General features: G+C 61.8%; 22 protein-coding genes and 1 pseudogene. 16 read left to right on the top strand and 7 right to left on the bottom strand.

The genetic code is table 11. The features are described from left to right. Positions 1-7 precede the first annotated feature (7 nt). The gene (locus LJ360_RS03620) at positions 8-1,387 is read right to left on the bottom strand and encodes a class II fumarate hydratase (protein ID WP_264995280.1); all 1,380 of its coding nucleotides are present in this window, start codon (positions 1,385-1,387) and stop codon (positions 8-10) included. A gap of 201 nt (positions 1,388-1,588) precedes the next feature. After that, entirely contained in the window at positions 1,589-3,109 is a 1,521-nt protein-coding gene (locus LJ360_RS03615; RefSeq protein WP_091848971.1) for an aldehyde dehydrogenase family protein, read from the bottom strand. 240 nt (positions 3,110-3,349) lie between these two features. Here LJ360_RS03615 and LJ360_RS03610 point away from each other — a divergent pair, with 240 nt between their 5' ends. Continuing rightward, positions 3,350-4,027 carry a response regulator gene (locus LJ360_RS03610; protein WP_264995279.1) on the top strand — a complete coding sequence of 226 codons (678 nt, stop codon included), beginning with the start codon at positions 3,350-3,352 and terminating at the stop codon, positions 4,025-4,027. A 13-nt stretch (positions 4,028-4,040) separates the two neighbouring features. Here LJ360_RS03610 and LJ360_RS03605 read toward each other — a convergent pair whose 3' ends face one another. Genes LJ360_RS03605 through LJ360_RS03595 form a run of 3 tightly spaced genes read right to left on the bottom strand, consistent with a single transcriptional unit; the run spans position 4,041 to position 7,669 of the window. After that, positions 4,041-4,994, bottom strand: coding sequence for a sensor histidine kinase (locus LJ360_RS03605; RefSeq protein ID WP_264995278.1), 954 nt, complete (start codon positions 4,992-4,994; stop codon positions 4,041-4,043). Then, a complete protein-coding gene (nosP, locus tag LJ360_RS03600; protein WP_264995277.1) occupies positions 4,991-6,157 on the bottom strand; it encodes a nitric oxide-sensing protein NosP in 1,167 nt (388 codons plus the stop codon). The genes LJ360_RS03605 and nosP overlap by 4 nt, the downstream gene beginning before the upstream one ends. A 36-nt stretch (positions 6,158-6,193) precedes the next feature. Continuing rightward, positions 6,194-7,669 carry a WSD1 family O-acyltransferase gene (locus LJ360_RS03595; RefSeq protein ID WP_264995276.1) on the bottom strand — a complete coding sequence of 492 codons (1,476 nt, stop codon included), beginning with the start codon at positions 7,667-7,669 and terminating at the stop codon, positions 6,194-6,196. Between the two features lie 255 nt (positions 7,670-7,924). On the opposite strand from LJ360_RS03595, the gene LJ360_RS03590 reads away from it, so the two are divergent. After that, positions 7,925-8,860 carry an alpha/beta fold hydrolase gene (locus tag LJ360_RS03590; RefSeq protein ID WP_264995275.1) on the top strand — a complete coding sequence of 312 codons (936 nt, stop codon included), beginning with the start codon at positions 7,925-7,927 and terminating at the stop codon, positions 8,858-8,860. A 1-nt stretch (position 8,861) separates the two neighbouring features. Here the strand turns inward: LJ360_RS03590 and LJ360_RS03585 are convergent, their stop codons facing one another. Further along, positions 8,862-9,137 carry a polyhydroxyalkanoic acid system family protein gene (locus tag LJ360_RS03585; RefSeq protein ID WP_091848728.1) on the bottom strand — a complete coding sequence of 92 codons (276 nt, stop codon included), beginning with the start codon at positions 9,135-9,137 and terminating at the stop codon, positions 8,862-8,864. A 204-nt stretch (positions 9,138-9,341) separates the two neighbouring features. Here LJ360_RS03585 and ubiE point away from each other — a divergent pair, with 204 nt between their 5' ends. From ubiE to LJ360_RS03515, 14 genes and pseudogenes are all read left to right on the top strand, one after another. Then, positions 9,342-10,142, top strand: coding sequence for a bifunctional demethylmenaquinone methyltransferase/2-methoxy-6-polyprenyl-1,4-benzoquinol methylase UbiE (gene ubiE / locus LJ360_RS03580; protein ID WP_264995274.1), 801 nt, complete (start codon positions 9,342-9,344; stop codon positions 10,140-10,142). After that, complete coding sequence (locus LJ360_RS03575) at positions 10,142-10,795, top strand: SCP2 domain-containing protein (protein ID WP_264995273.1); 654 nt, start codon at positions 10,142-10,144, stop codon at positions 10,793-10,795. Before ubiE ends, LJ360_RS03575 begins: the two co-directional genes overlap by 1 nt. Next, positions 10,792-12,438, top strand: a complete 1,647-nt coding sequence (gene ubiB, locus LJ360_RS03570; protein ID WP_091848731.1) for a ubiquinone biosynthesis regulatory protein kinase UbiB — start codon at positions 10,792-10,794, stop codon at positions 12,436-12,438. Before LJ360_RS03575 ends, ubiB begins: the two co-directional genes overlap by 4 nt. A 44-nt stretch (positions 12,439-12,482) precedes the next feature. Continuing rightward, the gene (gene hisI, locus LJ360_RS03565) at positions 12,483-12,914 is read left to right on the top strand and encodes a phosphoribosyl-AMP cyclohydrolase (protein WP_091848973.1); all 432 of its coding nucleotides are present in this window, start codon (positions 12,483-12,485) and stop codon (positions 12,912-12,914) included. After that, positions 12,907-13,235 (top strand): annotated as a pseudogene (locus LJ360_RS03560) (phosphoribosyl-ATP diphosphatase). Before hisI ends, LJ360_RS03560 begins: the two are co-directional and overlap by 8 nt. A gap of 85 nt (positions 13,236-13,320) precedes the next feature. Then, on the top strand, positions 13,321-13,557 hold the full coding sequence (gene tatA / locus LJ360_RS03555; RefSeq protein ID WP_264995272.1) for a twin-arginine translocase TatA/TatE family subunit: 237 nt from the start codon (positions 13,321-13,323) through the stop codon (positions 13,555-13,557). A gap of 11 nt (positions 13,558-13,568) precedes the next feature. Continuing rightward, positions 13,569-14,150: a Sec-independent protein translocase protein TatB gene (gene tatB, locus LJ360_RS19955; protein WP_264995271.1), complete on the top strand. Its 582-nt coding sequence runs from the start codon at positions 13,569-13,571 to the stop codon at positions 14,148-14,150. Continuing rightward, positions 14,147-14,926, top strand: a complete 780-nt coding sequence (tatC, locus tag LJ360_RS03545; protein WP_264995270.1) for a twin-arginine translocase subunit TatC — start codon at positions 14,147-14,149, stop codon at positions 14,924-14,926. Before tatB ends, tatC begins: the two co-directional genes overlap by 4 nt. Beyond that, a complete protein-coding gene (locus LJ360_RS03540) occupies positions 14,923-15,642 on the top strand; it encodes a 16S rRNA (uracil(1498)-N(3))-methyltransferase (protein ID WP_264995269.1) in 720 nt (239 codons plus the stop codon). Before tatC ends, LJ360_RS03540 begins: the two co-directional genes overlap by 4 nt. A 140-nt stretch (positions 15,643-15,782) precedes the next feature. Further along, a complete protein-coding gene (locus LJ360_RS03535) occupies positions 15,783-17,600 on the top strand; it encodes an ABC transporter ATP-binding protein (protein ID WP_264995268.1) in 1,818 nt (605 codons plus the stop codon). A 52-nt stretch (positions 17,601-17,652) separates the two neighbouring features. Then, positions 17,653-18,426 carry an ABC transporter ATP-binding protein gene (locus tag LJ360_RS03530; protein ID WP_264995267.1) on the top strand — a complete coding sequence of 258 codons (774 nt, stop codon included), beginning with the start codon at positions 17,653-17,655 and terminating at the stop codon, positions 18,424-18,426. After that, complete coding sequence (locus tag LJ360_RS03525) at positions 18,416-19,342, top strand: ABC transporter substrate-binding protein (RefSeq protein WP_264995266.1); 927 nt, start codon at positions 18,416-18,418, stop codon at positions 19,340-19,342. Before LJ360_RS03530 ends, LJ360_RS03525 begins: the two co-directional genes overlap by 11 nt. Beyond that, positions 19,332-21,362, top strand: a complete 2,031-nt coding sequence (fhuB, locus tag LJ360_RS03520) for a Fe(3+)-hydroxamate ABC transporter permease FhuB (RefSeq protein WP_264995265.1) — start codon at positions 19,332-19,334, stop codon at positions 21,360-21,362. Before LJ360_RS03525 ends, fhuB begins: the two co-directional genes overlap by 11 nt. After that, positions 21,349-22,110, top strand: a complete 762-nt coding sequence (locus tag LJ360_RS03515) for a (2Fe-2S)-binding protein (RefSeq protein ID WP_264995264.1) — start codon at positions 21,349-21,351, stop codon at positions 22,108-22,110. Before fhuB ends, LJ360_RS03515 begins: the two co-directional genes overlap by 14 nt. Before the next feature lie 43 nt (positions 22,111-22,153). Here the strand turns inward: LJ360_RS03515 and LJ360_RS03510 are convergent, their stop codons facing one another. Continuing rightward, a complete protein-coding gene (locus LJ360_RS03510; protein ID WP_264995263.1) occupies positions 22,154-24,331 on the bottom strand; it encodes a TonB-dependent siderophore receptor in 2,178 nt (725 codons plus the stop codon). Positions 24,332-24,379: the final 48 nt, after the last annotated feature.

Here is a 24,379-nt window from a genome sequence, read left to right as displayed (position 1 = left end):
TCCGGTATCAGTTGCCGATGCCGCCCCGGGTTAACGCTATCGGGTCCAGCAGTTGCTGGAGCCGCTCACGACTCAGGCCGCTTTTTTCCTCGGCCACGTCGATGATGGAGCGGCCACTGGCGTAGGCCTCCTTGGCGATTTCCGCAGCTTTTGCATAACCGATTTCCGGATTGAGGGCGGTGACCAGCACCGGATTTCGGCCCACCGCCTCATCCAGCGTCGCTTCGTTGACGGTGAAACCTGCGATTGCCTTATCACCCAGCAAACGGGCGCTGTTGGCGAGCAGGCTTCCCATATCCAGCAGATTGGCCCCCACCAGCGGCAGCATGACATTCAACTGGAAGTTACCGGACTGCCCGGCAATGGCGACGGCGCTGTCCAGCCCCATGACCTGTGCCGAGGCCATGGCCACAGACTCGGGAATCACCGGGTTCACCTTGCCAGGCATAATGGAGCTGCCCGGCTGCAGCGCCGGCAGGCTGATTTCTGCCAGACCGTGGATGGGGCCGCTGTTCATCCAGCGCAAGTCGTTGGCAATTTTCATCAGTACGATGGCCATACCCCGGAACTGGGCCGAGAGATTCACGGGACCATCGACCGCGCTCTGGCCTACAAACTTGTGTTCCATTTCGCGGAATCGGAACCCGGTGAGCTGGTACATGGCCTTGGCAAACTCGCCGGCAAAGCGGGTATCGGCATTCACCCCTGTACCCACGGCGGTACCGCCCTGCGGAATGGCCAGCAGTTCCTCGCTGCTCTGCTCCAGGCGCCGCCCGACACCCTCGAGCTGCTCGCGCCAGGTTCGCAGTTCCTGGCCAAGGGTGACCGGCATGGCGTCCATCAGGTGGGTGCGACCGGTCTTCACCTGACCGAGCAGCAGGTTCTCCCGCTCGTAGATAATACCCTGCAAATTAGTCAGCGCCGGCAGCACGGATGCCTGCAGCGAGGTCACCGCACTTACATGGATTGCCGTGGGGATCACGTCGTTGGAGCTCTGGCTCATGTTGACGTGGTCGTTGGGATTAACCTCCAGCTGTTCGGTGCTGGCCAGGCGCGCCAGCACCTCGTTCACGTTCATGTTGGTGCTGGTGCCGGAGCCCGTCTGGTAGCGGTCTACCGGGAACTGGTCCTCCAGGCCCCCCTGAAGCACGCGGTCGCAGGCGGAAGTGATCGCCGCGAAACGGTCACCATCCAGCAGGTTCAGGCGATGGTTGGCTTCAGCTGCCGCCTTCTTTACCAGCACCACGGCGTCGATGAAACCTGCGGGCATCGGTTGGCCGCTCACCGGAAAATTGTCGACGGCCCTCTGGGTCTGGGCGCCCCAAAGTGCGTTGGTAGGCACCCTGACCTCACCCAGACTGTCTTTTTCGATCCTGGTGTCGCTCATACCTTGCCTCCTCCAATGGTGTGCTGTCCGTCCATACGGATACTTTTAGTCATTGGGATCAGTCAGGGCAACCACAACCCGGTAAACAAAAAAGGCCGATACCAACCACTGTGCGTTCACGCCGTGGTCAGTCGGCCAAGGGAGTACCACCGGGCAAGCCATCGCGCCCTGCCCGAGGTGGTTCGTCAAATTGTCAGGCTGTCAGAAAAAGCCCAGCGGGTTGATGTCGTAGCTCACCAGCATGTTCTTGGTCTGCTGGTAATGCTCAAGCACCATCTTGTGGGTTTCACGGCCGACACCGGATTTCTTGTAGCCGCCGAAGGCGGCATGGGCGGGATAGGCGTGGTAGCAGTTCATCCACACCCGGCCTGCCTGGATGCCGCGCCCCATGCGATAGGCGCGGTTGGTGTCGCGGGTCCAGACGCCGGCGCCGAGACCGAACTCGGTATCATTGGCAATGGCCAGGGCTTCTGCTTCGTCCTTGAAGGTGGTGACACCGACTACTGGGCCGAAGATTTCCTCCTGGAACACCCGCATGCTGTTCTCGCCCTTGAGCAGGGTGGGCTGGATGTAGAAGCCGCTGTTGAACTCCACACCCAGGTCTTCCCTGTCACCGCCGATCAGCACCTGGGCACCCTCTTCCCGGCCGATGGCCAGGTAGGACATGATCTTGTCGAACTGCTCCTTGCTGGCCTGCGCCCCGACCTGTACGTCGGTATCCAGGGGGTTGCCGCGTTTGATGGTTTTGGTGCGGTCGATTACCCGGGCAATAAACTCATCGTAGATATCTTCCTGGATCAGGGCCCGGGAGGGACAGGTGCACACCTCGCCCTGGTTAAAGAACGCCAGCACCAGGCCTTCCGCCGCCTTGTCGATAAAGTCCGGCTCTGCCTGCATGATGTCGGAGAAGTAGATGTTCGGGGACTTGCCGCCCAGCTCAACAGTGGAGGGAATGATGTTCTCTGCGGCGCACTTCATGATGTGGGCACCCACCGGTGTGGAGCCGGTGAAGGCGATCTTGGCGATACGCTGACTGGACGCCAGCGCCTGGCCAGCTTCGGCACCATAGCCATTGACGACGTTCAGCACCCCAGGCGGCAGCAGGTCGCCGATCAACTCCATCAGCACCAGGATAGACGCCGGGGTCTGCTCGGCGGGCTTGAGCACCGTACAGTTACCGGCGGCCAGGCAGGGTGCCAGTTTCCAGGTAGCCATCAGCAGAGGGAAGTTCCAGGGGATAATCTGCCCCACCACACCCAGGGGTTCGTGGAAGTGATAGGCCACGGTGTTGGCGTCAATCTCACCCAGGTGTCCTTCCTGGGCACGGATGCAGCCGGCGAAGTAACGGAAGTGGTCCACCGCCAGGGGAATATCGGCGTTCAGGGTCTCACGCACCGCCTTGCCGTTATCCCAGGTCTCGGCCACGGCCAGTTTTTCCAGGTTTTGCTCCATGCGGTCGGCAATTTTGAGCAGGATGTTGGAGCGCTCCTGCACCGAGGTCTTGCCCCAGGCCGGGGCGGCCTTGTGGGCAGCGTCCAGCGCCAGGTCGATATCTTCGGCGGTTGAGCGGGGAATGCGGCAGAAGGCCTCACCAGTGACGGGGGTAATGTTGTCGAAGTACTGGCCCTTGACCGGGGCGACCCATTCACCGCCAATGTAGTTTTCGTACTGCTGCTTGTAAGAGACGACAGAGCCGTCCTTGCCGGGTTGTGCGTAGATCATGGCTGTCACCTTGTTGTTGTGGTTTGATATGCCAGCAATCACCATAGTCCGTGCGAGGGCCTCCGTGTATGGTGCCTTCGCCTTGCCTGGTCTCCTTCTTTGGTCGTAGATCCTTGGTACAGACAGTCCCGGGACTGCCAGCCCGCGGCGATTCAGGGTATTCTTCCAGTGAATGGTCGGTTAAGCCCGAGATCCGACAGCGCCAATAACGATAAAAACGACTGGAAAGGGCTCTCTTTGATGAACCCGTCACCGAACATCCTCATTGTGGATGACCATCCCCTGTTCCGGGAGGCCATGGCACTGGTCATCACCACGGAACTCCCCGGCGCACAGCTGGGCGAGGCCAGCACCCTGCCCATGGCCCTTCAGCGCCTTGCCGAGGGACCGGTGCCTGACCTGGTGCTGCTGGACCTGAACCTGCCCGGTGTGCACGGACTGGAAGGACTGGCCGAGGTGAGCGCCGCAGCGCCCGAAGCCCCGGTCGTGATCATCTCCGCCGAAGAAGACAAGCAGCTGATCCTGCAGGCCATCAATGCCGGCGCCATGGGCTTTATTACCAAGTCTGCGCCGCGGGAGCGAATGCGACAGGCCCTCAGACAGGTACTCGAAGGCAACATCTACCTGCCTCCAGACATTGTCCGTGGGAGTTCGTCAGCCGATTCCCCATCCCGCAATACACCGCAGATTTCCGAAGAGGCCCTGAACCGCCTGACGGAGCGGCAGCTGCGGGTGCTGGAGCGCATGGCCATGGGCGAAAGCAACAAGCAGATTGCCTGGGCCCTGAACATCACTGAAACCACGGTAAAAACCCATGTCTCGGCGATTCTTGGCAAGCTGGGGGTGAATAACCGGGTTCAGGCCATACTGGCGGCCGGCGAGTGGCTGGAGAACCGCAAGTCCCGGAGGACCGATTAGTCGCCGGGCCGGCTCAGTCTGCCGCTACCAGTGGCACAGCGATGGCGAAGCGGGAGCCCTTTCCGGGACGGGATGCCACGGTCACCGGATGGTCAAGCAGGGTGGCGATACGGTCCACAATGGCCAGCCCCAGACCCAGGCCAGCATCCGGCGGGGCATCACCGGGCCGGGCCCGCCGAAACTCCTGGAAAATGTCCGCCAGCTGGTGGGCCTCGATGCCCGGCCCGGTATCCCACACCTGTATCTCCAGTTGCCGGTCCCGACGCCGGCAACCCATCAGGATGCCGCCAGCGTCGGTATAGCGCAGCGCATTGCTGAAAAAGTTACGCAGTACCCTGGCGAGCAAGCGCGAATCCGTCCACACCCGGCCTTTCGTGGCCACATAACGGAAGGCCAGTCCCTTGTCCGCCGCCAGCTGGCTGAACTCCTGGGCCAGGCCATCCAGCAGGTCGGCAAGATCAAAGCTGGACGGATCAGGCTCGATGACCCCCGCATCGAGCCGGGAGATGTCCACCAGGGTCCCCAGAAGGTGATCCACCGCTTCCAGCGACGACCCCAGCGAGCGCACCAGGCTGGCAGCTGTGCCTTCCAGGCCCTGTTCCTCCAGGGCGCCGGTGAACAGGCGGGCGGCATTGAGCGGCTGCAGCAGGTCATGGCTGACAGCCGCCAGGAAGCGGGACTTGGAATGGTTCGCCTGCTCCGCCTCGGCCCGGGCCTGCTCCAGGGCGCTGTTGCTTTCCCGCAGGTCATCCATCAGCTGGTTGAGGGCTTCGGTACGCTCCCGCACCTGCTCTGCCAGCATCACTGAATGCTCGAAAACGGCGTAAGGGTCCGGCGTCCGGCCAGTGCCGGATTCCACATGGGCGATCAGCGAATCACGAATCTTGCGCAGGCGGGCGTTTTCCGCCTCCAGCTCGCGGATGCGGTTGTCATGTGGGCTATCGCGGGCAACGTCAGGCTGCATCATGGCTGACCGATGACCACACCGGTGAAGGTCTGATTCAGGTGTACACCATCAAACTGCTCACCGTAGGTGCTGAAACCCAATACCCTGTGCTGCTTAAGGAAGTCGGATATCCGGGCCACCTCACCGGCCTGTTCTGCCTCGAGTCGACGGAGGAAACAGTCGCAGCCGATGGTCACCATGGGTTTGCCAACCGTCGCCTCGGCCTCTTCCAGGCGCTGACGAAGGTCGTCCCGCAGCGAGCCCGGTGTCATGGGCGTGAGTACGATGCCGGTTTCCACCGCACAATAGAAGGTAAGACTCTGGTCTTCGTTGACCCGCTGTACCGAGCGTGCAAAGTAATGGTCGCCGATGCGTACTGCCATGGGTTTGAGGGCGAATACCTCCCGGCACAGCTGGTCCGGTGACACACCCACGGCCCGGGCATAGGCGACGGCCGCAGGCTCGGCGTTCAGCTCATGAACCGTGCGGGTCTGGCAGTTCGCCGCTGTCACCACCAGCTTGCGATCCGTCGGGGCAAGGTGATGGGTGGTGAACACCTGGAAGCTGAGCGGGGTATTCACCAGCAGCACGGTAGCGGCCGAGGTATGGAAGCGACCGTCATGGAACACGTGGGTATTGGCGAGGCGCTCATCGTCGCCTGCGGAACCACCGAACTGGGGGATTGCCCCAAGTGCCGCATTAAGGGACGAGAGCACCAGCTCCTCCCGGCTGGAAAGGCCATCCAGCAAGGTCACCGCAAAGGTGTTATCCCGCACCGGCGCCAGGTCTGCCTGCCGGCAACGATGGAGCAGGTCATCCACAAGGTGCTGGGCACGGGGCAGGTCAAAGTCTTCCAGCCCTTCAATCAGCGCGGCCTGCACCGAGAACCAGCGGCGATCAAAACCGATCGCCGCGATGGACCCCCGCTCGTATCCCCGGGGCGTGATCTCACCGGCGGATGTGCAGCCAGACAGGGTAATACCCTGAAATCCATCGGCCATGACTTCGGCCAGTCGGTTCAGGTCATATTCTGCGGAACAGAAAAAGAGGACAGCCCCCAGCGTGGGCGACTGCAGGGCCTGTTTCAGCTCGGCAACGGCGATCACCGGGTCACGTGCAGAGGTACTGGCGGTGACCACGGGCGCACCGTCGGTGCGGGGCCTGGCGAAAGCGGTGGCATGCATGGAAATGCCTGTTTTGTTCTTATGGGTATCTTCGAATTACAGCAGAGCATCCCCCAGCTCGTCCAGTTCCCTGACGCACCGGGTCAGGAAGCGGTCCGGATCGGGCACGATGGCTTCATCGGCCACCACACCAAACTGCACGTTACCGGCGTAGCTGACGATGCTCACCCCCAGGCCGATGTCACCGGCCTGGGGCACCCAGAACATCTGTTCGGTGATCTGGTGGCCAGCCAGGTAACGGGGCTCACGGGTACCGGGCACGTTGGAAACAACGGCGCTGGCCTTACGAAAGAACAGGTCGGAAATGGGTTGACGCAACGATGCTGGCAGCAACGATGCCAGGCCACTGACGCCCCAGGCCATCAGCGGTTGCCAGCTGCGCTTGAGGCGCCGGGTTTCATGCTTGATCCGCCAGAGGCGCTCCAGGGCGAAGCCGCCGTCTACTGGCATGGGCACGAAGATGGTGCCAAAGAAATTACCGGGCATGTGCCTGACCGGGCGCAGCGCCTCAGGCAACGCCCGGCGTATATCCACCGGCACCGCCGCGTGCACTACCGACTGATTAAGGGCACTGCCGGAAACACCCATGGCATCACGCATGGCAGCGGCCACGCAGCTGAGCAGCACATCGTTGATGCTACAGCCGGAACGCCGGGCCAGGCTCAGGAAACTGCGCAATGGTACCGGGCCCGACCAGCGGCAATGTCGGCGCCCGAGCAGGGATCGTTTGAGGTTCGAGGGTGTATCTTCCGGTTCAGTGACCATGCCGGTCATCTCGTTGATGGCCCGCAGGCTGGTCATCAGCCCCTGCTCCAGGGTACCTGGCTGGTGCTCCGGAATGTCATCCGTCGGCGTTACGCCCCCGACCGGTTCATCCACTTTCGAGCCGGTTCCGGAACGCGCCTGCCCCGGCGGCACGCTTCCCTCCTGTGATCGCCCTCCCTGCAAACCAGCAGCAAAGGCCTCCCGGCAGGCCTGCATGACTTCGGGCCAGCGACGGGCGGTGGAGCCCTCACGGTTACCATAACTTTGCGGGTACTCTTCCGGTGAGCGGGTACAAATGCTGTCGAATACGTCCAGTAGCGACATACCGTCGCCATAACAATGATGAATGCGGAACAGCAGTGCCGCTCCGCCTTCGGCGTTGGGCACCAGCCAGAAGCCCCAGCGCGGGCGATCCCGGCCAAGGGGCTGGTTGAGCCGGGCAGACACCCACTCCTGCAGGCGCGCCTTTCCCATGGGCTCAGGCACATGGAACAGGTGGTTGGCCAGGTCAAAGCGGCGGTCCCTTTCCCAGCACCAGCCGCAACGGCGCTGAACCGGGCGCATGCGGAAACGTTCCCAGGGTAGCCAGTAGCGCTGCAAAAAGGCCCGGAGCCCAGACTGGGTCAGGCCGGGCACCCGCATCAACACGGTTATGGTCAACGGATTCTGGGGACTCTCGAGGTTCAGCCATGCCGCGTCCATCGGCAGCAATCGCAGCGGTTCCCTGTCGTTGGCAGCGTCACTCAAAGTGTTCGGCCCTGGCGGTCTGGATCGGTGTGATGGAGATCTGACATTTCGGCATCTGGCATTGTGACAGAGGCAGGAAATCTGCTCCACTCTCCAAGCGAAGCGCCTCAGTGACCATACCGACAGGTTGGAGGCCGGGAAAGACAGGCTTTCCCCGTTCCGGACATTAACAAGGCGCACGGGCATTGCACACGGACCGCCATCCGGTCGTATACTCGGTCAAGGGGCGCTTTCCATGCCCCGGAGGTAACTACCATGAAGGCAAGCCATGTTCGCAAGCTGATCAAGCCCATCGAAATCGCCTACTCCGAGATGTTCTCGGGGAAGGTCTACCTGATCGGCAAGGGGGCTGTTTCTGTGCGCAATCACAGCGGCGAGGCCACCCATACGGTGATCGGTGTGCATGGCTACCTGGAGAACCACTGCTATTTCACCCAGGCCTACGACGCCCCGACCACTGAACTGATCCTGCTGACCTGCAGCAATTACCACATCCCCGTCAACGGGGTGACGCCGGAAGAAGCACCCTGGCCCTGCGCAATCGACGAACTGGAAGGCACCATTGCCTATGATGCCGAGCTGCTCATCCTGGCCCTGGAAAACCTGCCGACGTCACAGCATGTTCGGGTTCACGGCCACTCCCGGGGCGGCGCCGTTGTGCTGGAAGCAGCCAGCCGGCGGCCCGAGCTGTTCAGGAACGTGGAATTGCTGCTGGAGGCACCGGCGCTGCCCCAGGGCCGGCCCCATGCAATGGTCACCATGATGCTGGAACCGGTGAGCCACGGCATGTGGCCCTGGCTGATCCGGCTGATCAACAGCGCGCCGTCGTCGGTCTACGGCCAGACCTTCTTCGGGCGCATGACCCCCCGCAAGAAAACCCTGCTGGGCAAGCTGTTCTCCGCCACCCGTGACCAGCTCACCATCGTCCGCAACCTGGAGGATGTCATGGCCTGGATGGAACAGACCTCCACGGATATCTACCGCCACGTAAGCCATGGCTGCTTCCTGATCCCGGGAACCGACCGCATCCTCGACAAAGGTGCCATGCTGGCAAGCGCCCGGGCCTGCAAGACCATGACCATCCTCGAGACGTCGTCCCCGAGTCACTTCATTACCCTGGATGACCGCTCACTGATCCCTGCCCCGGGTGACCCGGTTTGCTGCGGCACCACCAGCCTTTCCGCTAACTGACTCAGCCGATAATGGTATCCAGCTGGTTATGGATTTCCTCCTCGATGCGCCCCTTGAACGGTCGCAGCATCATGCCAAGCTCCAGGTGTACATGCAGCTCGCTGGGTGAAATATCCAGGTGTCCCTTGACGCCGGAGCGACGAAAACGCATGAGGTCTCCGTCCCATTCATAGTCTACGTCGAACTTGCGGGACAGGTCCTGGGCCAGGGTTTCTGCCGCTTCGCGGGCATGGGCCTGGTCCAGGGAATGGGCACGACGAACATCAATGGATGACATGGCAGGAAAACCTCCGGAAGTTGATTTGGCCCAAGTTTATGGCCCACGGCGGCTGCAGGCCAGTACCGGTTCGCCCATTGGCGGCCAAAAAACTTTAGACTTGCCCGGAGGTTCCCTAGAATAGGGGCCCGTAAGACTCCCTCCCGGCCGCATGCAGTGGCGTGGGAGCAGGCTACCAACGGCCCGATTTCACAGGATGCCCCCATGAGCGAACAGCAGTCAGCCCCCGCCCAGGACAATCCCACCCGGGATAACGGCGCGCAGGACGAGACCACCCATTTCGGTTTCCGACAGGTGCCGAAGAGCCAGAAGGCCAGCCAGGTGGCTGATGTGTTCCACTCGGTCGCGGGCAAGTACGACCTGATGAACGACCTGATGTCCATGGGCATCCACCGACTGTGGAAGCGATTTACCATTGAGCTCAGCGGTGTCCGGCCCGGCCAGCAGGTGCTGGATATCGCCGGAGGTACCGGCGACCTGACCATGAAGTTCTCCGACCTGGTGGGTCCATCCGGCAGGGTGGTGCTGGCAGACATCAACGCGTCCATGCTCCAGGTCGGCCGGGACCGGCTCACCGACCGGGGATACGCCGGCAATATCGAGTACGTCCAGGCGGACGCTGAGCACCTGCCCTTCCCGGACAACACCTTCAACGTGGTGAGCATCGCCTTCGGCCTGCGCAATGTCACCGACAAGGACCAGGCCCTGCGGGACATGGCGCGGGTACTCAAACCCGGCGGCAAGGTGATGGTACTGGAGTTCTCCAAACCGACCAACCCACTGCTCAGCAAGGCCTATGACACCTATTCGTTCAGTGCCCTGCCGCTGATGGGCCAGCTGTTTGCCGGCGATTCCGAGAGCTACCGTTACCTTGCGGAGTCCATCCGCATGCACCCGGACCAAGATACCCTCAAGGGCATGATGGAAAATGCCGGGCTGGTCAACTGCCGCTACTACAACATGACCGGCGGCATCGTGGCACTGCACGTGGGAACCAAGCCCTGATGTCACGAATTCCCACCCTGCACGCGGCCATCACCGGCACGCTGGAACTGGCCCTGAACCGGGCCCTGGAGCTGGATCCGGCGGGCCGCCGCGACCTGCTCCGGGCGCTGGCCGGACCGGTGTGTTTCCAGGTCAGTGAACCGGTGAACATGGCCCTCTGCCTGCAGGGTACCAGCCGGGGCGTCACGGTCTCAGGTCTTCTGCCGGATGATCCGGCGCTGGTCATTGCTGGCCGACCGCTGGCGCTCGCCGCCCTCGCACTGGGTGATGACCAAGCCATCCATGATGGCCGGCTGACGGTGGAGGGCGATACCGGGCTTGCCCAGCAATTCCAGCAAGCACTTGCGAACCTGGACCCGGACTGGGAGGCCGCGCTGGCCGGTTACACCGGCGACATCCCGGCACACTTTATTGGCCAGCGGATTCGCAGCGGCGTTCGCTGGAGCCGGCAGGCCATGGGTTCGATCAGCGCCAGCGTGGAGGAATACATCCACGAGGAAACCGGCGCCCTGCCGGGCCGGCGGGAACTGGAGCCCACCTTCGAGGCCATCGACCAGCTGAGCCTGGCCACCGAGCGCCTGGAAGCCCGCATTCAGCGCCTGGAAGGGACCCGCCACCCCAACCCTGATCCATCCGGAACGGAGACACCGTGACCCGACTGCAACGCCTGTTCCGCATCGCCTGGGTTTTCTGCAAGTACCGGCTGGACACCTTCCTGCCCATCGCCGAACTGCCCGGCCCACTGAAACTGTTCTTCCTGTTTGCGCCCTGGCACCTCTTTCCGAAGGGCCGCCACAACCGGGGCGACCGCCTGCGGCTGGCGCTGGAAGAACTGGGACCGGTGTTCGTCAAGTTTGGCCAGATTCTTTCCACCCGCCGAGACCTGCTGCCGGACGACATGGCGGAATCACTGAGGCGACTGCAGGACAACGTACCGCCCTTTTCCAGCGACACCGCCCGCGCCATCATCGAGGACTCGCTGGGCCAACCGGTGGATGTACTGTTCGCCGAGTTTTCCCGCGACCCCATGGCCTCGGCCTCGGTCGCCCAGGTCCACGCTGCCACCATGCCCGACGGCCGTCGGGTAGTGGTCAAGGTGATCCGTCCCGGTATCGAACGGGTGATCCACCAGGACCTGGCCCTGATGTTCATGATGGCCCGGCTGCTTGAGAAGTACTGGTCCGAAGGACGTCGCCTGCACCCGGTGGATGTGGTTGAGGATTACAGGACCACCATCTACGACGAGCTGGACCTGCAGCGGGAGGCCGCCAACGCCAGTCAGCTGCGCCGCAACTTCGAGGGTTCGCCGCTGATCTACATTCCCACCATCGACTGGGACCACACCACCAAGCGGGTCCTGGTGATGGAACGCATCAGCGGCATTCCCATTGCCGACGTGGAAGCCCTGCGTGCCGCCGGGGTAGACATGAAAGTACTGGCTGAAAAAGGTGTGGAGATCTTTTTCACCCAGGTATTCAGGGACAGTTTCTTCCACGCGGATATGCACCCGGGCAACATCTTCGTAGACGCCAGCAATCCCGCCGACCCCCGTTATATCGCCATCGACTTCGGTATTGTCGGCACCCTGGCGCCGGATGACCTCAGTTACCTGGCCCGCAACCTGCTTGCCTTCTTCCGCCGGGACTACCGCCAGGTGGCAGAGCTGCACATCCAGTCCGGCTGGGTGCCCCCGGAAACCCGGGTCAACGAGTTCGAAGCGGCCATCCGCACCGTGTGCGAGCCCATTTTCGAGCGACCATTGAAGGACATTTCCTTCGGCCACTTCCTGCTGCGCTTGTTCCAGACTGCCCGGCGCTTCAATATGGAGGTTCAGCCACAGCTGGTACTGTTGCAGAAGACCCTGCTGAACGTGGAGGGCCTGGGACGCCAGCTCTACCCGGAACTGGACCTGTGGAGTACCGCGCAGCCCTTCCTCGAGAACTGGATGCGCAAGCGTATTGGCCCTACCGGCCTGTTCCAGACCCTGCAGTCACGGCTGCCTTCCTGGCTGGAACAGTCACCGGAGATGCCGCAACTGGTGCATGACACGCTGGTACAGCTGCGAAACGCGGGTAGTGGCCAGCCCATCCGCCAGGAAATCCGCGCCGCCGAGAAGGCCCGGGCACGGCGCAATGACCGACGCTGGCGACGGCTGATGGCCGCTGCCGTGCTGGTGGCCGGTGCCTGGCTGGGCGCCACCGGGCAACTGGAGCCAATGGCACAGGACATGCCCTGGTATGGCTGGGTCATGGTGGCAGGCGCAACCTGGCTGGTCGCCAGGGGTGGCCGCCGCTGAAGGCAGCCGTTACCGGCAAACTTACTTTTACAGACGTCATGAAAATGCAAGATTCAACCAATAGCGTAACGGCCACCGACTGGCTTGATACCATCCGCTGGAACGACGACGGCCTGGTGCCGGCGATTGCCCAGGATGCGGACACCGGCGATATCCTGATGATGGCCTGGATGAACCGGGAGTCACTGGAACTTACCGCCCGGGAACAACAGGCCATCTACTGGTCCCGCTCGCGGGGCAAGCTCTGGCGCAAGGGCGAGAGCTCCGGCCATGAACAGCGGGTGCGGGAGATCCGCCTGGATTGCGACGAGGACGTGATCCTGCTGAAAGTGGAACAACGCGGCGGCATTGCCTGTCATACCGGTCGCCGCAGCTGCTTCTACCGGGTGCTGGAAGACGGCCAGTGGGTCGCCACCGACCCGGTTCTAAAGGATCCGGACAGTATTTACGGAACAGGAGGCCACAGCCATGAATGACGTACTGGAACAGCTCAGCCGGGTACTGGAAGCCCGCAAGGCTGCCGACCCGGACAGCTCCTACGTGGCCAGCCTCCACGCCAAGGGGCTCAACAAGATCCTTGAAAAGGTGGGGAGGAGTGCACCGAGACCCTGATCGCCGCCAAGGACGCCGAGCACTCCGGCAAGACCGACGACCTGGTCTACGAAACCACCGATCTCTGGTTCCATACACTGGTCATGCTGTCACGGTTTGGACTTGGACCGGATGATATCCTTGCGGAATTGAGTCGGCGTTTCGATCTGTCGGGACTGGAAGAAAAAGCCAGCCGGGAAACATAAAACCGGAGTACTCCTTCGGGGGTGTTCGGATACCTGCGCCGTTGGCGTATAGTTGGACATTGTAGACTATAAAAGGGGAATTCAAATGAGCATCGGTCCCATGCAGCTTTTAATCGTGCTGCTTATTATTTTGTTGCTTTTCGGTACCAAAAAATTGCGCAATGTAGGTACTGACCTTGGCGGTGCCATCCGGGGCTTCAAGAAGTCCATGAACGATGACGACGACGGCCAGAAAGACAAGACCGACTCCCTTGAAAAAGGTGAGGAGTCCAAGGCCTACAGCGCCAGCGCCGAGAAATCTGACGAAAAAACCCATAGCTGAGCCGTCGCTGCATGTTCGATATCGGCTTTATTGAGCTGGTGATCTGCGCCATCATCGCCTTGCTGGTACTGGGGCCCGAGCGTTTGCCCGTGGCCGCCCGCACTGCAGGTCGGTGGGTTGGCAGTGCCCGCCGTATGGTGAGCCAGTTCACCACCGAACTGGACCGCCAGCTCAAGGCCGATGAACTGCGCAAGGAGCTCCGCAAGGCCGGTGATATTGGCCTGGAAGATGTGGAGAAAAGCGTGCGAAGTGCCCTGGACGAGGCGAAGGAATACGAGAACATGATTCTCTCGGACAAGGACACGAGCAAATCCCGCACTGAGCCGGCAAAGGGCAAAAAGACCGAGGGCACGGCTGCCCCGTCCGCGGACAAGTCCGCAGATTCCAGCGACGCCAGCGCCGTGAAACAGGAAGCCTCTCCCGCAGACAGCCACCAGCAGGCCCGGAACTGGCAACCGCCTGAAGCCGGTCACGATCCCCACGCCATGATCCGGAAAGACCAGTCCTCTCCTGCATCACCTTCCCGAAGCACTGACGACGCTGACGCCGGAAACGGGGAAACACCGAACGACAAACCGGAACGCCATTCATGAGTTCAGCCTCTCCGGGGCAGCTGCCACCTGAAGAACAGCAGGAAATGCCCCTGATCGAACACCTGCTGGAGTTGCGTAACCGTCTGTTGAAGATGGTGCTTGCGGTGCTGGTCTGCTTTGCGGTGCTGTTTCCGTTCCGTAACGAGCTCTACCTGATCCTCGCCGGCCCGCTGATGGAGTTGTTACCGGTGGGTCAGAGCATGATTGCCACCGACATCACGGCCACCTTCTTTGCCCCCATGAAGCTGGCACTGGTGCTGGCGGTGTTCGTGGCCATTCCGATCATTCTTTACCAGCTCTGGGCCTTTATCGCCCCGGGCCTGTATACCCATGAGAAAAAGCTGGCCTTTCCGATTCTGTTCTCGTCGGTCCTGCTGTTCTATCTGGGGGCGGTGTTCGCCTATTACGTGGTGTTTCCGCTGGTGTTCGGCTTCTTTACCGCCGTCGGCCCGGAAGGCATCGTGGAACTGCCGGATATCACCAGCTACCTGAACTTTGTGCTGAAGATGTTCTTCGCCTTTGGCGTCGCCTTCGAGATTCCCATTGCCACCATCCTCATGATTCTCTCCGGTGCCACGACACCGCAGGACCTCGCGGCCAAGCGGCCCTATGTGGTGGTAGGCTGTTTCGTAATCGGCATGCTGCTGACGCCGCCGGACCTGATCTCCCAGACACTGCTGGCGGTACCCATGTGGCTGCTGTTCGAAATTGGCATACTCTTTGGCTACCTGGCCGTTCGTCATCGCCCGGATGACGGCTACCCTGACGACGTATGAACCTGGCCCTGCTGTCCGCCGGTGACCTGACCGGTGACAACACGGCGCGGCTGACCGGGCGGCGCCGTGACCACCTGGTCACAGTCCTCAAGGCCAGCGAAGGCGACACCCTGCCCGTGGGGCTGGAAGACGGCCCCATGGGAACCGGCACCATTAACCGGCTCACCGATGAGGCTGCCGAACTCACCCTGACCATCGACCAGTCTGCACCAGCGCCCCTGCCGCTTACCCTGGTTCTGGCCATGCCACGGCCCAAGATGTTCCGCCGTGTGCTGCAGACCGTAGCCTCCCTTGGCATCAAGGACATCTGGCTGATCAACAGCTACAAGGTGGAAAAGAGCTTCTGGCAGACCCCCTGGTTACAGCCGGAGCACCTGCGGGAGAACCTTGTCCTGGGCCTGGAGCAGGCCATGGATACCGCGATGCCCCGGGTGCATATCCGCCAACGCTTCAAGCCCTTTGTGGAAGACGAGTTGCCCGCACTGCTGGCCGACCGCCCCGGACTGGTCGCCCATCCGGGCACCAGCACACCCTGCCCCGTCAACCTGAACCGGCCCGCCACCTTGTGCATCGGCCCGGAAGGCGGCTTTATTCCCTACGAAGTGACCAAACTGGTAGAAGCCGGGTGTCAGGACATCCATCTGGGTCCGCGAATCCTGCGGGTGGAAACGGCGGTGCCGGTGCTGGTCAGCCGACTGTACGATCCCTGCCAGTGACCCTGCCCGCCTTGTGCCCCGTCAGCCGCGTCTGAGACCGCGAAGAAACGCGCGCAATTGAAAATCATTCTGTTTTAATAAACCAAAGAATCCGTTACCCTTCCCGACCCCGAAACCAGACGGCCTAAAGGAAGCGGACCATGACTTCAAGCGCCCGGCACACCAGCAGCTTCGCCGCCCTCGGCCGCCTGCTTCGATACGCCCGCGGTTATCGCCGACAGATCATTGCGGCCACCACCTGTTCCATCATCAACAAGCTCTTCGACATTGCCCCCGAGATCCTTATTGGTGTTGCCATTGATGTGGTGGTGAACCAGGAAGAGAGCTTCGTTGCCGGGTTGGGCTTTGAGACGGCGCAGGAACAGATCACAATCCTTGCGGTGCTGACGTTCTTTATCTGGGCCGGGGAATCGCTGTTCGAGTACCTGTTCCAGATTCTCTGGCGCAACCTGGCCCAGCGCCTGCAGTCGGACCTCCGTCAGGACGCCTACGAACACGCCCAGCGCCTGGACATGAGCTTCTTTGAAGCCAACAGCTCCGGTCAGCTGGTGGCCACCATGAACGATGACGTGAACCAGCTGGAGCGTTTCCTGGATGGCGGTGCCAACGCCATGATCCAGGTGGGTGTGACGGTGGTGGCGGTGGGCGCCGTGTTCTTCGTGCTGTCACCGCTCATTGCGTTACTGGCTTTCACACCGATTCCCCTGATTATCTGGGGCGCCTTCTATTTCCAGCGCAAAGCCGGCCCACTCTACACCGATGTGCGGGAGAAGGTGGGTGACCTGTCCAGCCGCCTGGCCAATAACCTGGGCGGCATCGCCACCATCAAGAGCTTCACCGCCGAACAGCGGGAAGCCCGGCGCCTGAAAGAGGCCAGCGAAGCCTACGTGGATGCCAACCGGCGCGCCATCCGCATCAGTTCGGCGTTTATTCCGGTCATTCGCATGGCGATCCTGGCCGGCTTCCTGGCCACTTTCACCGTCGGCGGCATGATGGCCCTGGAAGGCAACCTGAACGTCGGTGCCTATGGCGTGCTGGTATTCCTCACCCAGCGCCTGCTCTGGCCTCTGACCGGTCTGGCAGAGGTGATCGACCTGTTCGAGCGGGCCATGGCCAGCACCCGTCGAATTCTGGATTTGCTGGCAGAGCCGGTGACTATTCGTGACGTCGCGGGAACTCCCCTGAAACAGCCTGTGCGTGGCGAGGTCTCGTTCAATCGGGTGAGTTTCCATTACACCGGCAGTGGTGCCGGTGTTGAAGACATTACCCTGCAGGTTCCCGCCGGCAACACACTGGCCCTGGTGGGCGCGACCGGGTCCGGCAAGTCCACACTGATCAAACTCCTGCTGCGGTTCTACGACCCGTCCCGTGGCGATATCCGCATCGACGGCCAGCCGGTCCACGAAGTGAGCCTGAAATCGCTGCGGGATGCCATTGGCCTGGTCAGCCAGGATGTCTACCTGTTTGAGGGCAGCATCCGCGACAACCTGGCCTACGGCAAACCCGACGCTACTGAAGAGGAAATCATCGAGGCGGCACGGACGGCTGAAGCCTGGTCATTTATCTCGGCGCTGCCGGAAGGGCTGGACACACCGGTGGGTGAACGGGGCATTCGCCTCTCCGGTGGCCAGCGCCAGCGGTTATCCCTGGCCCGGGCGCTGCTGAAGAATCCGCCTGTCCTGGTTCTGGACGAGGCAACCAGTGCCGTGGATAACGAAACCGAGGCCGCCATCCAGCGCTCCCTCAGGCGTATTGGGCACAACCGCACGGTGATCATGATTGCCCACCGGCTTTCAACGATCGTGGATGCCGATACCATCGCCGTGGTCGAGAACGGCCGGATTGTCGAGGAAGGCGACCACAACAGCCTCATCCATAAGAACGGCCCCTATGCCGCCCAATGGCGGGTGCAAACCGGCCAGGCTGGAGGCGCTGCCCCACCCTCCGATCTGTATTGATAGTTATTCGTATTTAGATTATCCTGCCTGCCACACGAACAGGGGAATCTGAATGCCTGCGTTTTTTGATGTCCGCAACCTTGCGGTCCGTATCGGTGACACCGCCATTCTCCACGGGATCGACCTGGCCTTTAACGAAGGCCAGGTAACCGCTCTGCTTGGACACAATGGCTCGGGCAAATCTACCTTACTCAAAGCGCTTGCCAGGCAAATCCCCGCCAGCGCCGGCGAGGTCCTGCTGGAAGGCAAGGTGGCCAAAGGCCTGGGCGCCCGCACCTTTGCCCGTGTGGTGGGCTATCTGCCCCAGCACCCTCCTGGCACCGATGGCCTGACCGTTCGGGAACTCGTAGCCCTGGGCCGCTACCCCTGGCGCGGTCCTCTGGGCCGTTATAGCGAAGAGGACCATGCGCTGGTTGACCAGGCCATTACAGACACCAATCTCAAGCCCTTCGCATACCGTTCAGTGGACACCCTGTCCGGCGGGGAACGCCAGCGCGCCTGGATTGCCATGTTGCTCGCCCAGCAGACCCGCTGCCTGCTGCTGGATGAACCCATCTCTGCCCTGGATGTAAAACACCAGGTGGAAACCCTGCGCCTGGTCCAGCGCCTGGCGAAGCAGCGTGAACTGACGGTGATCGTGGTACTGCATGATGTCGATCTCGCTTCCCGCTTCTGTGACCGCCTGGTGGCCCTGAAGGCCGGTCAGGTAGTGGCCGATGGCGCACCGGCCCAGATCATGGACAGCCAGGTTCTGGAATCCATCTACAGCGTACCCATGGGCGTCATGGAGCGTGCGCCCGGGCAATGGATTTCCTATGTCCACTAGCCCCCGCGCCCTGGTGGTCGGAGCTCTTCTGCTATTGGTACCGATCCTGGGATTGACACAGACCTGGTCCCACGAGGGTGGCAAGCTGACGCTCAACAAGCCTCCTGAGCGCATTGTCGCGCTGAACTGGGCCGCCACTGAAAGCCTGCTGTTGCTGGGCATCACACCGGTGGGTGTGGCCGATATGGCCGGCTATGGCACTTGGGTCCGGGAACCCGAGCTTCCCGAAGAGGTGGCCAATGTCGGCACCCGGGTCGCCCCCAGCCTGGAGGCCATTGCCGAACTGAAACCGGATCTGATCGTCACCAGCACCGAAATGGCACCAGCGGCCGAATTGCTGGAACGCATTGCCCCGACTTACGTGATCAGCGTTTACAAACAAGGCGCCCGACCCTACGACAAGGCCCGGGAGATGCTGTTGACCCTGGGCGAAATGACGGACAGGAAAGGCCGGGCTGTGTCGGTACTGGCGGATATCGAAAAGACCCTGGAAGAGCAGCGGGAACGATTGGAGCAAGCCGGCGTCACCGACAAGCCAGTGGCCCTGGTGAACTTTCTGGATGATCGCCACGTGCGCATTTACGCCCCCAACGGATTGTTCCAGACAGCCCTGGACAATCTCGGGCTCACCAACGCCTGGCAAGACCCGGGCAACTACTGGGGATTTTCCGTCACTGGCCTTGAGTCCATCGCAGAGGTCCCGGACAGCCGAATCGTCGTCATAGAGCCATTGGTACCCGGCCTCGCCAACAGCCTGGCCGAAAGCCCCTTCTGGACTTACCTTCCGCCAGTGCGAAACCAGGAGATCTACCGGGTGCCCGCGGCCTGGCCCTTTGGCGGTGTGTATCCGGTCAAGCGTCTGGCGGTCGCCCTGACGGACGCCCTGATAGAAGGGGGCAGCGACATTGTCCGTTGATGCCACCCTTCCAGCCCCCAGGCGGCCCGAGATCTCACCCCGTCTGCCAATAGTGGTCGCACTGCTCTGGCTGGCCGCCATCACCGCCAGCGCCCTGCCCTGGCTGGATCAGCTACTTCCCTCGCAGCTTGTGTCGGCGTTCTGGAGCTTTGATGGCGATCAATACGCCTCGGTTCTGGCCCATTTCAGCTGGGCACCACGGGTTTCCATGGCGGTGCTTATCGGCTGCGCGCTGGGTCTCGCCGGCGCCGTCACCCAGCAGGTGCTCGGCAATCCCCTGGCCTCACCCACCACCCTGGGCGTGGAGGCTGGCGGCCAGTTCGGCGTTACCGTTGCCACCCTGTTTGTGCCGGGGTTGCTGGCCTTCAGTCCCGACCTCGCGGCGGTGGCCGGTGGCCTGCTCGCCATCGGGCTGGTCATCCTGCTCACCTGGCGGCTGGGCTTCTCGCCGGTTACCGTGATCCTGGCCGGTCTGGTGGTCACTTTCTTCCTGGGCGCCATCAACATGGCGTTCCTGCTGTTAAAGGGGGAATGGCTCGGTAACCTTTTCATCTGGGGCGCCGGCTCACTGGTGCAGAACAACTGGACGCCGTTTTTTGACCTGTTGCCCCGGGTGGTTGTTATCGCCGCACTCTTACTGGCCCTGTTACGGCCATTGCAACTGCTTCAGCTCGGTCAGGCCTCAGCAAACTCCCTGGGTGCGAAAGTGTCGCTGCTTCGTGCCGCTGCGCTTTTCCTGGTGGTCATCATGAGTTCCGTGGTGGTCAGCCGGGTGGGCGTTGTGGCGTTTGTGGGGCTGGCCGCACCGGTGCTGGCGCGGCTGCTGGGGGCGCGCACTCTGCCAGAACGACTGCTCTGGAGTACGCTGGCCGGTGGAGGTCTGCTGTTGCTGGCGGACACGCTGGCCCACTGGGCGACCACCTGGGATGGAGGTTCGCTGGTGCCCACCGGCACCACGACAGCCTTGATTGGCGGGCCAATTATACTCCTCGCGCTGCAAGGCTTCCGTAATACTCACCATATGCCCGGCCAGGAGGCCAGCCCGGCGGCTTTTCTCCCCCGCCGCCGCAACCCGGTAGCCGTCGCCGGGGTTTTGTGTTCGCTGCTGGCCGTCACGATCACTCTTTCGATGGGCTGGTCCCCGGGGCTTGAGGGCTGGAACTGGACACCGCTGGCCCAGTGGACGGAGGCCTGGGTATGGCGAGGCCCCCGGTTGCTGGCCGCTATCCTTGCCGGGATGGCACTGGGCATGGCCGGAACATTGATCCAGCGGATGACCGGTAACCCCATGGGCAGCCCGGAGTTGCTGGGTATCAGCGGTGGCGCCGCGTTAGTCATGGTAGTGCTGGTGCTGACCGGACTGGACATTGGCCGCCCTGGTCAATTGGCAGCTGCCACAGCCGGTGCCGCCGGCGCCCTTGGCCTGCTATTGCTGCTGGCCCGGAAACACCACTTCGCAGGTAACCAGTTGTTGCTTGGCGGGCTGGCGTTGTACGTCTTCATGGATGCCGGCCTGAGACTGGTTATGGCGTCCGGCGGGACTGTCGCGTCACGCCTGCTGAACTGGATGTACGGTTCTACCTGGCTGATCCCGGAATCCGAAGCCTTTGCATTACTGGCACTGGTGGTCGGGCTCGGGACCCTGCTGTTGCTGACTTTACGGCCACTCACCTTGTTGCCACTGGGCGACACCCCGGCCTCTTCCCTGGGCTTGCCGGTAGCCCGTGCGAGGCTTCTGCTGCTGGTACTGGCAGCCGTGCTGACAGCGGCTTCGACGGTAGTCATCGGGCCACTGAGTTTCGTCGGGCTGATCGCCCCACACCTGGCCCGGGTACTGGGACAACAGACCGTGGGACGGCAACTGATGGTGGCAGCACTGGCGGGTGGGCTGCTGCTCGCTCTGGCCGACTACCTGGCCAGGATCCTTGTCTATCCCAACCAGTTACCGGCCGGGCTTTTGGCGGCCCTGGTGGGTGGACTGTACTTTCTATGGGGGTTAAGTCGTCATGGCCGGGGCTGAAGCAGGTACAGACTCGCTGGCGGATTACCACAACCTCCTGGCCCGTCACGGCCTGGATCGTAACTCACTGCTGACGAGCGCACTGGTGCCCGCCAACCGCCAGCAGCCGGCACTGTTTTCCCTTGCCCAGCTACTGGACACTCCTTCGCGCCTGGAAAAGCAGGTACTGGAAGATTATCCCGACGCTGGGCACCCCCGCCTGCGCAGGGCGCGGGTCTCTGTACTGCACCAGAGCCTGGCGCTCCAGATTATCGGGCCACTGGTCATCCGGCTGTTCCGGGATGGCTCCAGTATTGACCTGAACCCGGAGCGGATCTTCCTGTGCCGGGAAGATTCATCCGCTGACGGACATTCCCGCTGGGATTATTCTGCCAGTGGCCAGGAACGGCTGGAACCCGATGAGTTCATCCGGGTGCTGGGCAAACAGATGCAGCATTGGTACCCCCTATTCCGACAGCAATTTGGTGTCAGCCCGGGATCCTACTGGAGCAGTGTCGGGCTGGCCCTGGGTGCGCCCTATTCACTGGTGTGGAACCAGGTCAATGTGGATGATCTGTGCCAGCAGGCCAGTGCCTGGCTGACCCGGTTCGAATGCGAGGCGAACCGGTATATCGACTGGATTCCGGCGCAATTCAGCCAGCAGCGCTGCGCCATTCCTCAGCGCAGAGGCTGCTGCCTTAAATACCTTCTGCCGGAAGGTAGTTATTGCGGCACCTGCGGCATCTATCGCAAAGAGCGGTTGGGATGAGAGTATCGGAGCAGCCAGCGATGCTGGCTGCTCCGAGAGTTGCCTAGTACGTCCAGGAGACGGTCATGCTGGCATTGGCCGGCTCACCGTAGAAGCCCTGGGCCGAGGCACCGAATTTCTTCAGGCTCTCGATGTATTTCTCGTCTGTCACGTTGTTCACGTTCAGTGTCGCATTCCAGTTCCTGGCAAAGTCATAACTTGCCATCAGGTCCAGAACCGCGTAGCTATCCTGCTTGGTAACGATCGCTTCGCCTGCGTTCGGCCCGCTTGTCGCGACACCCTGCTCCTGGGTGATTTCGGACTGCCAGCGAATTTTGCTGCCCAGCTTCAGCCCGTCGACCGCAGGCACCTCCCAGGTAGCCCGCAGTTGGGCCAGGTGCTCGGGCACGAACGACCTGGCGCCACTGCCATCCTTGTCCTCGATGTCCACGTAGGTATACCCGGCGAACAGCTGGATACGGTCGGTGAGATCGCCCACCACTTCAGCCTCCACGCCACGGCTGGTGAGGCCATCCACGGCGGTATAGTAGGAGTCGGCACTGCCCGCGAAGGTACCAGCAACCTCTGCCACATTCTGCTGCTCGGTCTGAAACAGGGCAAGTGTGGTGTTTACGCGGTCGTCCTGAAACTCGCTTTTCAGGCCAACTTCATAGTTCACGCCATCGATTGGATCCAGGCGGTCGCGGTTAATATCCACCTCTGTCTGGGGCGTGAAGATCTCGGTGTAACTGGCATAGACGGAGTGGTCGTCGTTGATGTCGTAGATCAGTCCGGCGTAGGGCGTCTCCACGGCATCGTAGCTGCTTTCCTTCGTGTTACCGTAGCTTTCGCCCTTGTTATCCAGCCAGGTCAGGCGAAGGCCGGTGATTGCCGTCAGTTGATCGGTGAGCGACCAGCGGGCGGCAGCGTAGGTGGCCGTTTCGCGGTCGGTCCAGTCTGATCCGCCAACGCCATTATCAAACGATGGTTTTGGGTAGTTGCCATCCCATTCGTTCAGCGGCGGCAACGGACTCCCGATGCCCTGACCATAACGGGACTCATCCACCGTCTCTGAGCGAGACCAGGAGGCACCCAGCACCAGTTCATGGACGCGATTTGCAAGCTGGAAAGGGCCGGTCGCATAGGTATCGACGACCCACTGCTCAACGTCAAGGTCGTACTGACTGGGGTAAGCCAGCAGCCCGTCCCCGGTTTCGCGATCCGGGGTGCCATACTGGTAAAAGAGCTCTGAGTCACTCTCATTCTCCAGCCGGAATACCGTACCCTTGGCACGCCAGCCACCGGCAAGCTCCTGCTGGAGTTCCACAAAACTGTTGTGCTGGGTGTTGTCCCAATAGGACCAGTCAGAAGCGGTGCTGGTGGAGCGTGCGAAATCCGTAGCGGAGCCGTCGGTGTAGAACAGAGGCAGCGCCCCCCACAACGGGCTGTCCGTATCAGACGTCTGGACGGCATGGCCCAGGGTCAGCAATGTGGTGTCCGTGAGGTCGGCCTCAAGCACGCCGTAGAACATCTGCTTTTCGTTGCTGTAGCGGTCAATATACGAGTTCTTGTCCTCGTAGCCGGCCACAACCCGACCGCGCACAGCTCCGGATTCAGACACGGCACCGGATACATCACCAACGATGCGTTTCTTGTCCCAGGATCCGCCGGTCAGCGTCACAGAAGCGTTTGTATCCGCGGTCGGGCGCTTACGGATGAAGTTGACTGTGGCGGCCGGGCTGCCGGAACCGGTCATCAGGCCATTGGCCCCCCTAACAACTTCCACGCGATCAAAGAAGGCTGTGTCCAGCTCACCCTGCACGTTGTCATAAACCGCCGGCATACCAACGCCGTCGTACTGGAAGTTATTAATGTCGAAACCCCGTGAGGTGTAGTAGGTGCGGTCTGTTTCTACCGACTCTACGGTGACACCGGTGGTACCTTCCAGTACATCATTGATGTCGTTCTGGGCGAAGTCATCCATTTGTTCGCGGGTTATCACGGTCACTGCCTGGGGCACCTCCCGGTGGGAAAGCTCCATTTTCATGGAGGTCGTGCTGGACCCGCTAATGTAACTCTCCGTCGCTTCCGAAGCCTCCTGACCACGGTTTGCGGTAATTTCCAGGGCTTCCAGTGCCGTTGGCTCGTCTTCCTGGGCAACTGCCACTCCGGGCAAGGCTGCGCACATCATTGCAGTAACAAGGGTTTTTCGGCGAAAGCTGGGCTGGGGATTTCGATACATCAAAGGTCTCCGTCATGGTCGGGTCAACGTTGAAATCCCGCATAGTCT

Source organism: Marinobacter sp. AN1 (genome assembly GCF_026013985.1).
GTDB classification, from domain to species: Bacteria; Pseudomonadota; Gammaproteobacteria; order Pseudomonadales; family Oleiphilaceae; genus Marinobacter; species Marinobacter segnicrescens.
This window is presented reverse-complemented; position numbering and strand designations above follow the sequence as displayed.

Bases quoted from the DNA above. Each gene is read 5' to 3' on its own strand.
- LJ360_RS03540 (WP_264995269.1), top strand. From the start codon at position 14,923: ATGAACCTGGCCCTGCTGTCCGCCGGTGACCTGACCGGTGACAACACG.
- LJ360_RS03515 (WP_264995264.1), top strand. From the start codon at position 21,349: ATGGCCGGGGCTGAAGCAGGTACAGACTCGCTGGCGGATTACCACAAC.
- LJ360_RS03610 (WP_264995279.1), top strand. From the start codon at position 3,350: ATGAACCCGTCACCGAACATCCTCATTGTGGATGACCATCCCCTGTTC.
- LJ360_RS03615 (WP_091848971.1), bottom strand. From the start codon at position 3,109: ATGATCTACGCACAACCCGGCAAGGACGGCTCTGTCGTCTCTTACAAG.
- ubiE (WP_264995274.1), top strand. From the start codon at position 9,342: ATGAGCGAACAGCAGTCAGCCCCCGCCCAGGACAATCCCACCCGGGAT.
- tatB (WP_264995271.1), top strand. From the start codon at position 13,569: ATGTTCGATATCGGCTTTATTGAGCTGGTGATCTGCGCCATCATCGCC.
- LJ360_RS03510 (WP_264995263.1), bottom strand. From the start codon at position 24,331: ATGTATCGAAATCCCCAGCCCAGCTTTCGCCGAAAAACCCTTGTTACT.
- LJ360_RS03590 (WP_264995275.1), top strand. From the start codon at position 7,925: ATGAAGGCAAGCCATGTTCGCAAGCTGATCAAGCCCATCGAAATCGCC.
- LJ360_RS03535 (WP_264995268.1), top strand. From the start codon at position 15,783: ATGACTTCAAGCGCCCGGCACACCAGCAGCTTCGCCGCCCTCGGCCGC.
- LJ360_RS03525 (WP_264995266.1), top strand. From the start codon at position 18,416: ATGTCCACTAGCCCCCGCGCCCTGGTGGTCGGAGCTCTTCTGCTATTG.
- LJ360_RS03575 (WP_264995273.1), top strand. From the start codon at position 10,142: ATGTCACGAATTCCCACCCTGCACGCGGCCATCACCGGCACGCTGGAA.
- LJ360_RS03605 (WP_264995278.1), bottom strand. From the start codon at position 4,994: ATGATGCAGCCTGACGTTGCCCGCGATAGCCCACATGACAACCGCATC.
- nosP (WP_264995277.1), bottom strand. From the start codon at position 6,157: ATGCATGCCACCGCTTTCGCCAGGCCCCGCACCGACGGTGCGCCCGTG.
- hisI (WP_091848973.1), top strand. From the start codon at position 12,483: ATGCAAGATTCAACCAATAGCGTAACGGCCACCGACTGGCTTGATACC.
- tatA (WP_264995272.1), top strand. From the start codon at position 13,321: ATGAGCATCGGTCCCATGCAGCTTTTAATCGTGCTGCTTATTATTTTG.
- LJ360_RS03620 (WP_264995280.1), bottom strand. From the start codon at position 1,387: ATGAGCGACACCAGGATCGAAAAAGACAGTCTGGGTGAGGTCAGGGTG.
- tatC (WP_264995270.1), top strand. From the start codon at position 14,147: ATGAGTTCAGCCTCTCCGGGGCAGCTGCCACCTGAAGAACAGCAGGAA.
- LJ360_RS03530 (WP_264995267.1), top strand. From the start codon at position 17,653: ATGCCTGCGTTTTTTGATGTCCGCAACCTTGCGGTCCGTATCGGTGAC.
- LJ360_RS03585 (WP_091848728.1), bottom strand. From the start codon at position 9,137: ATGTCATCCATTGATGTTCGTCGTGCCCATTCCCTGGACCAGGCCCAT.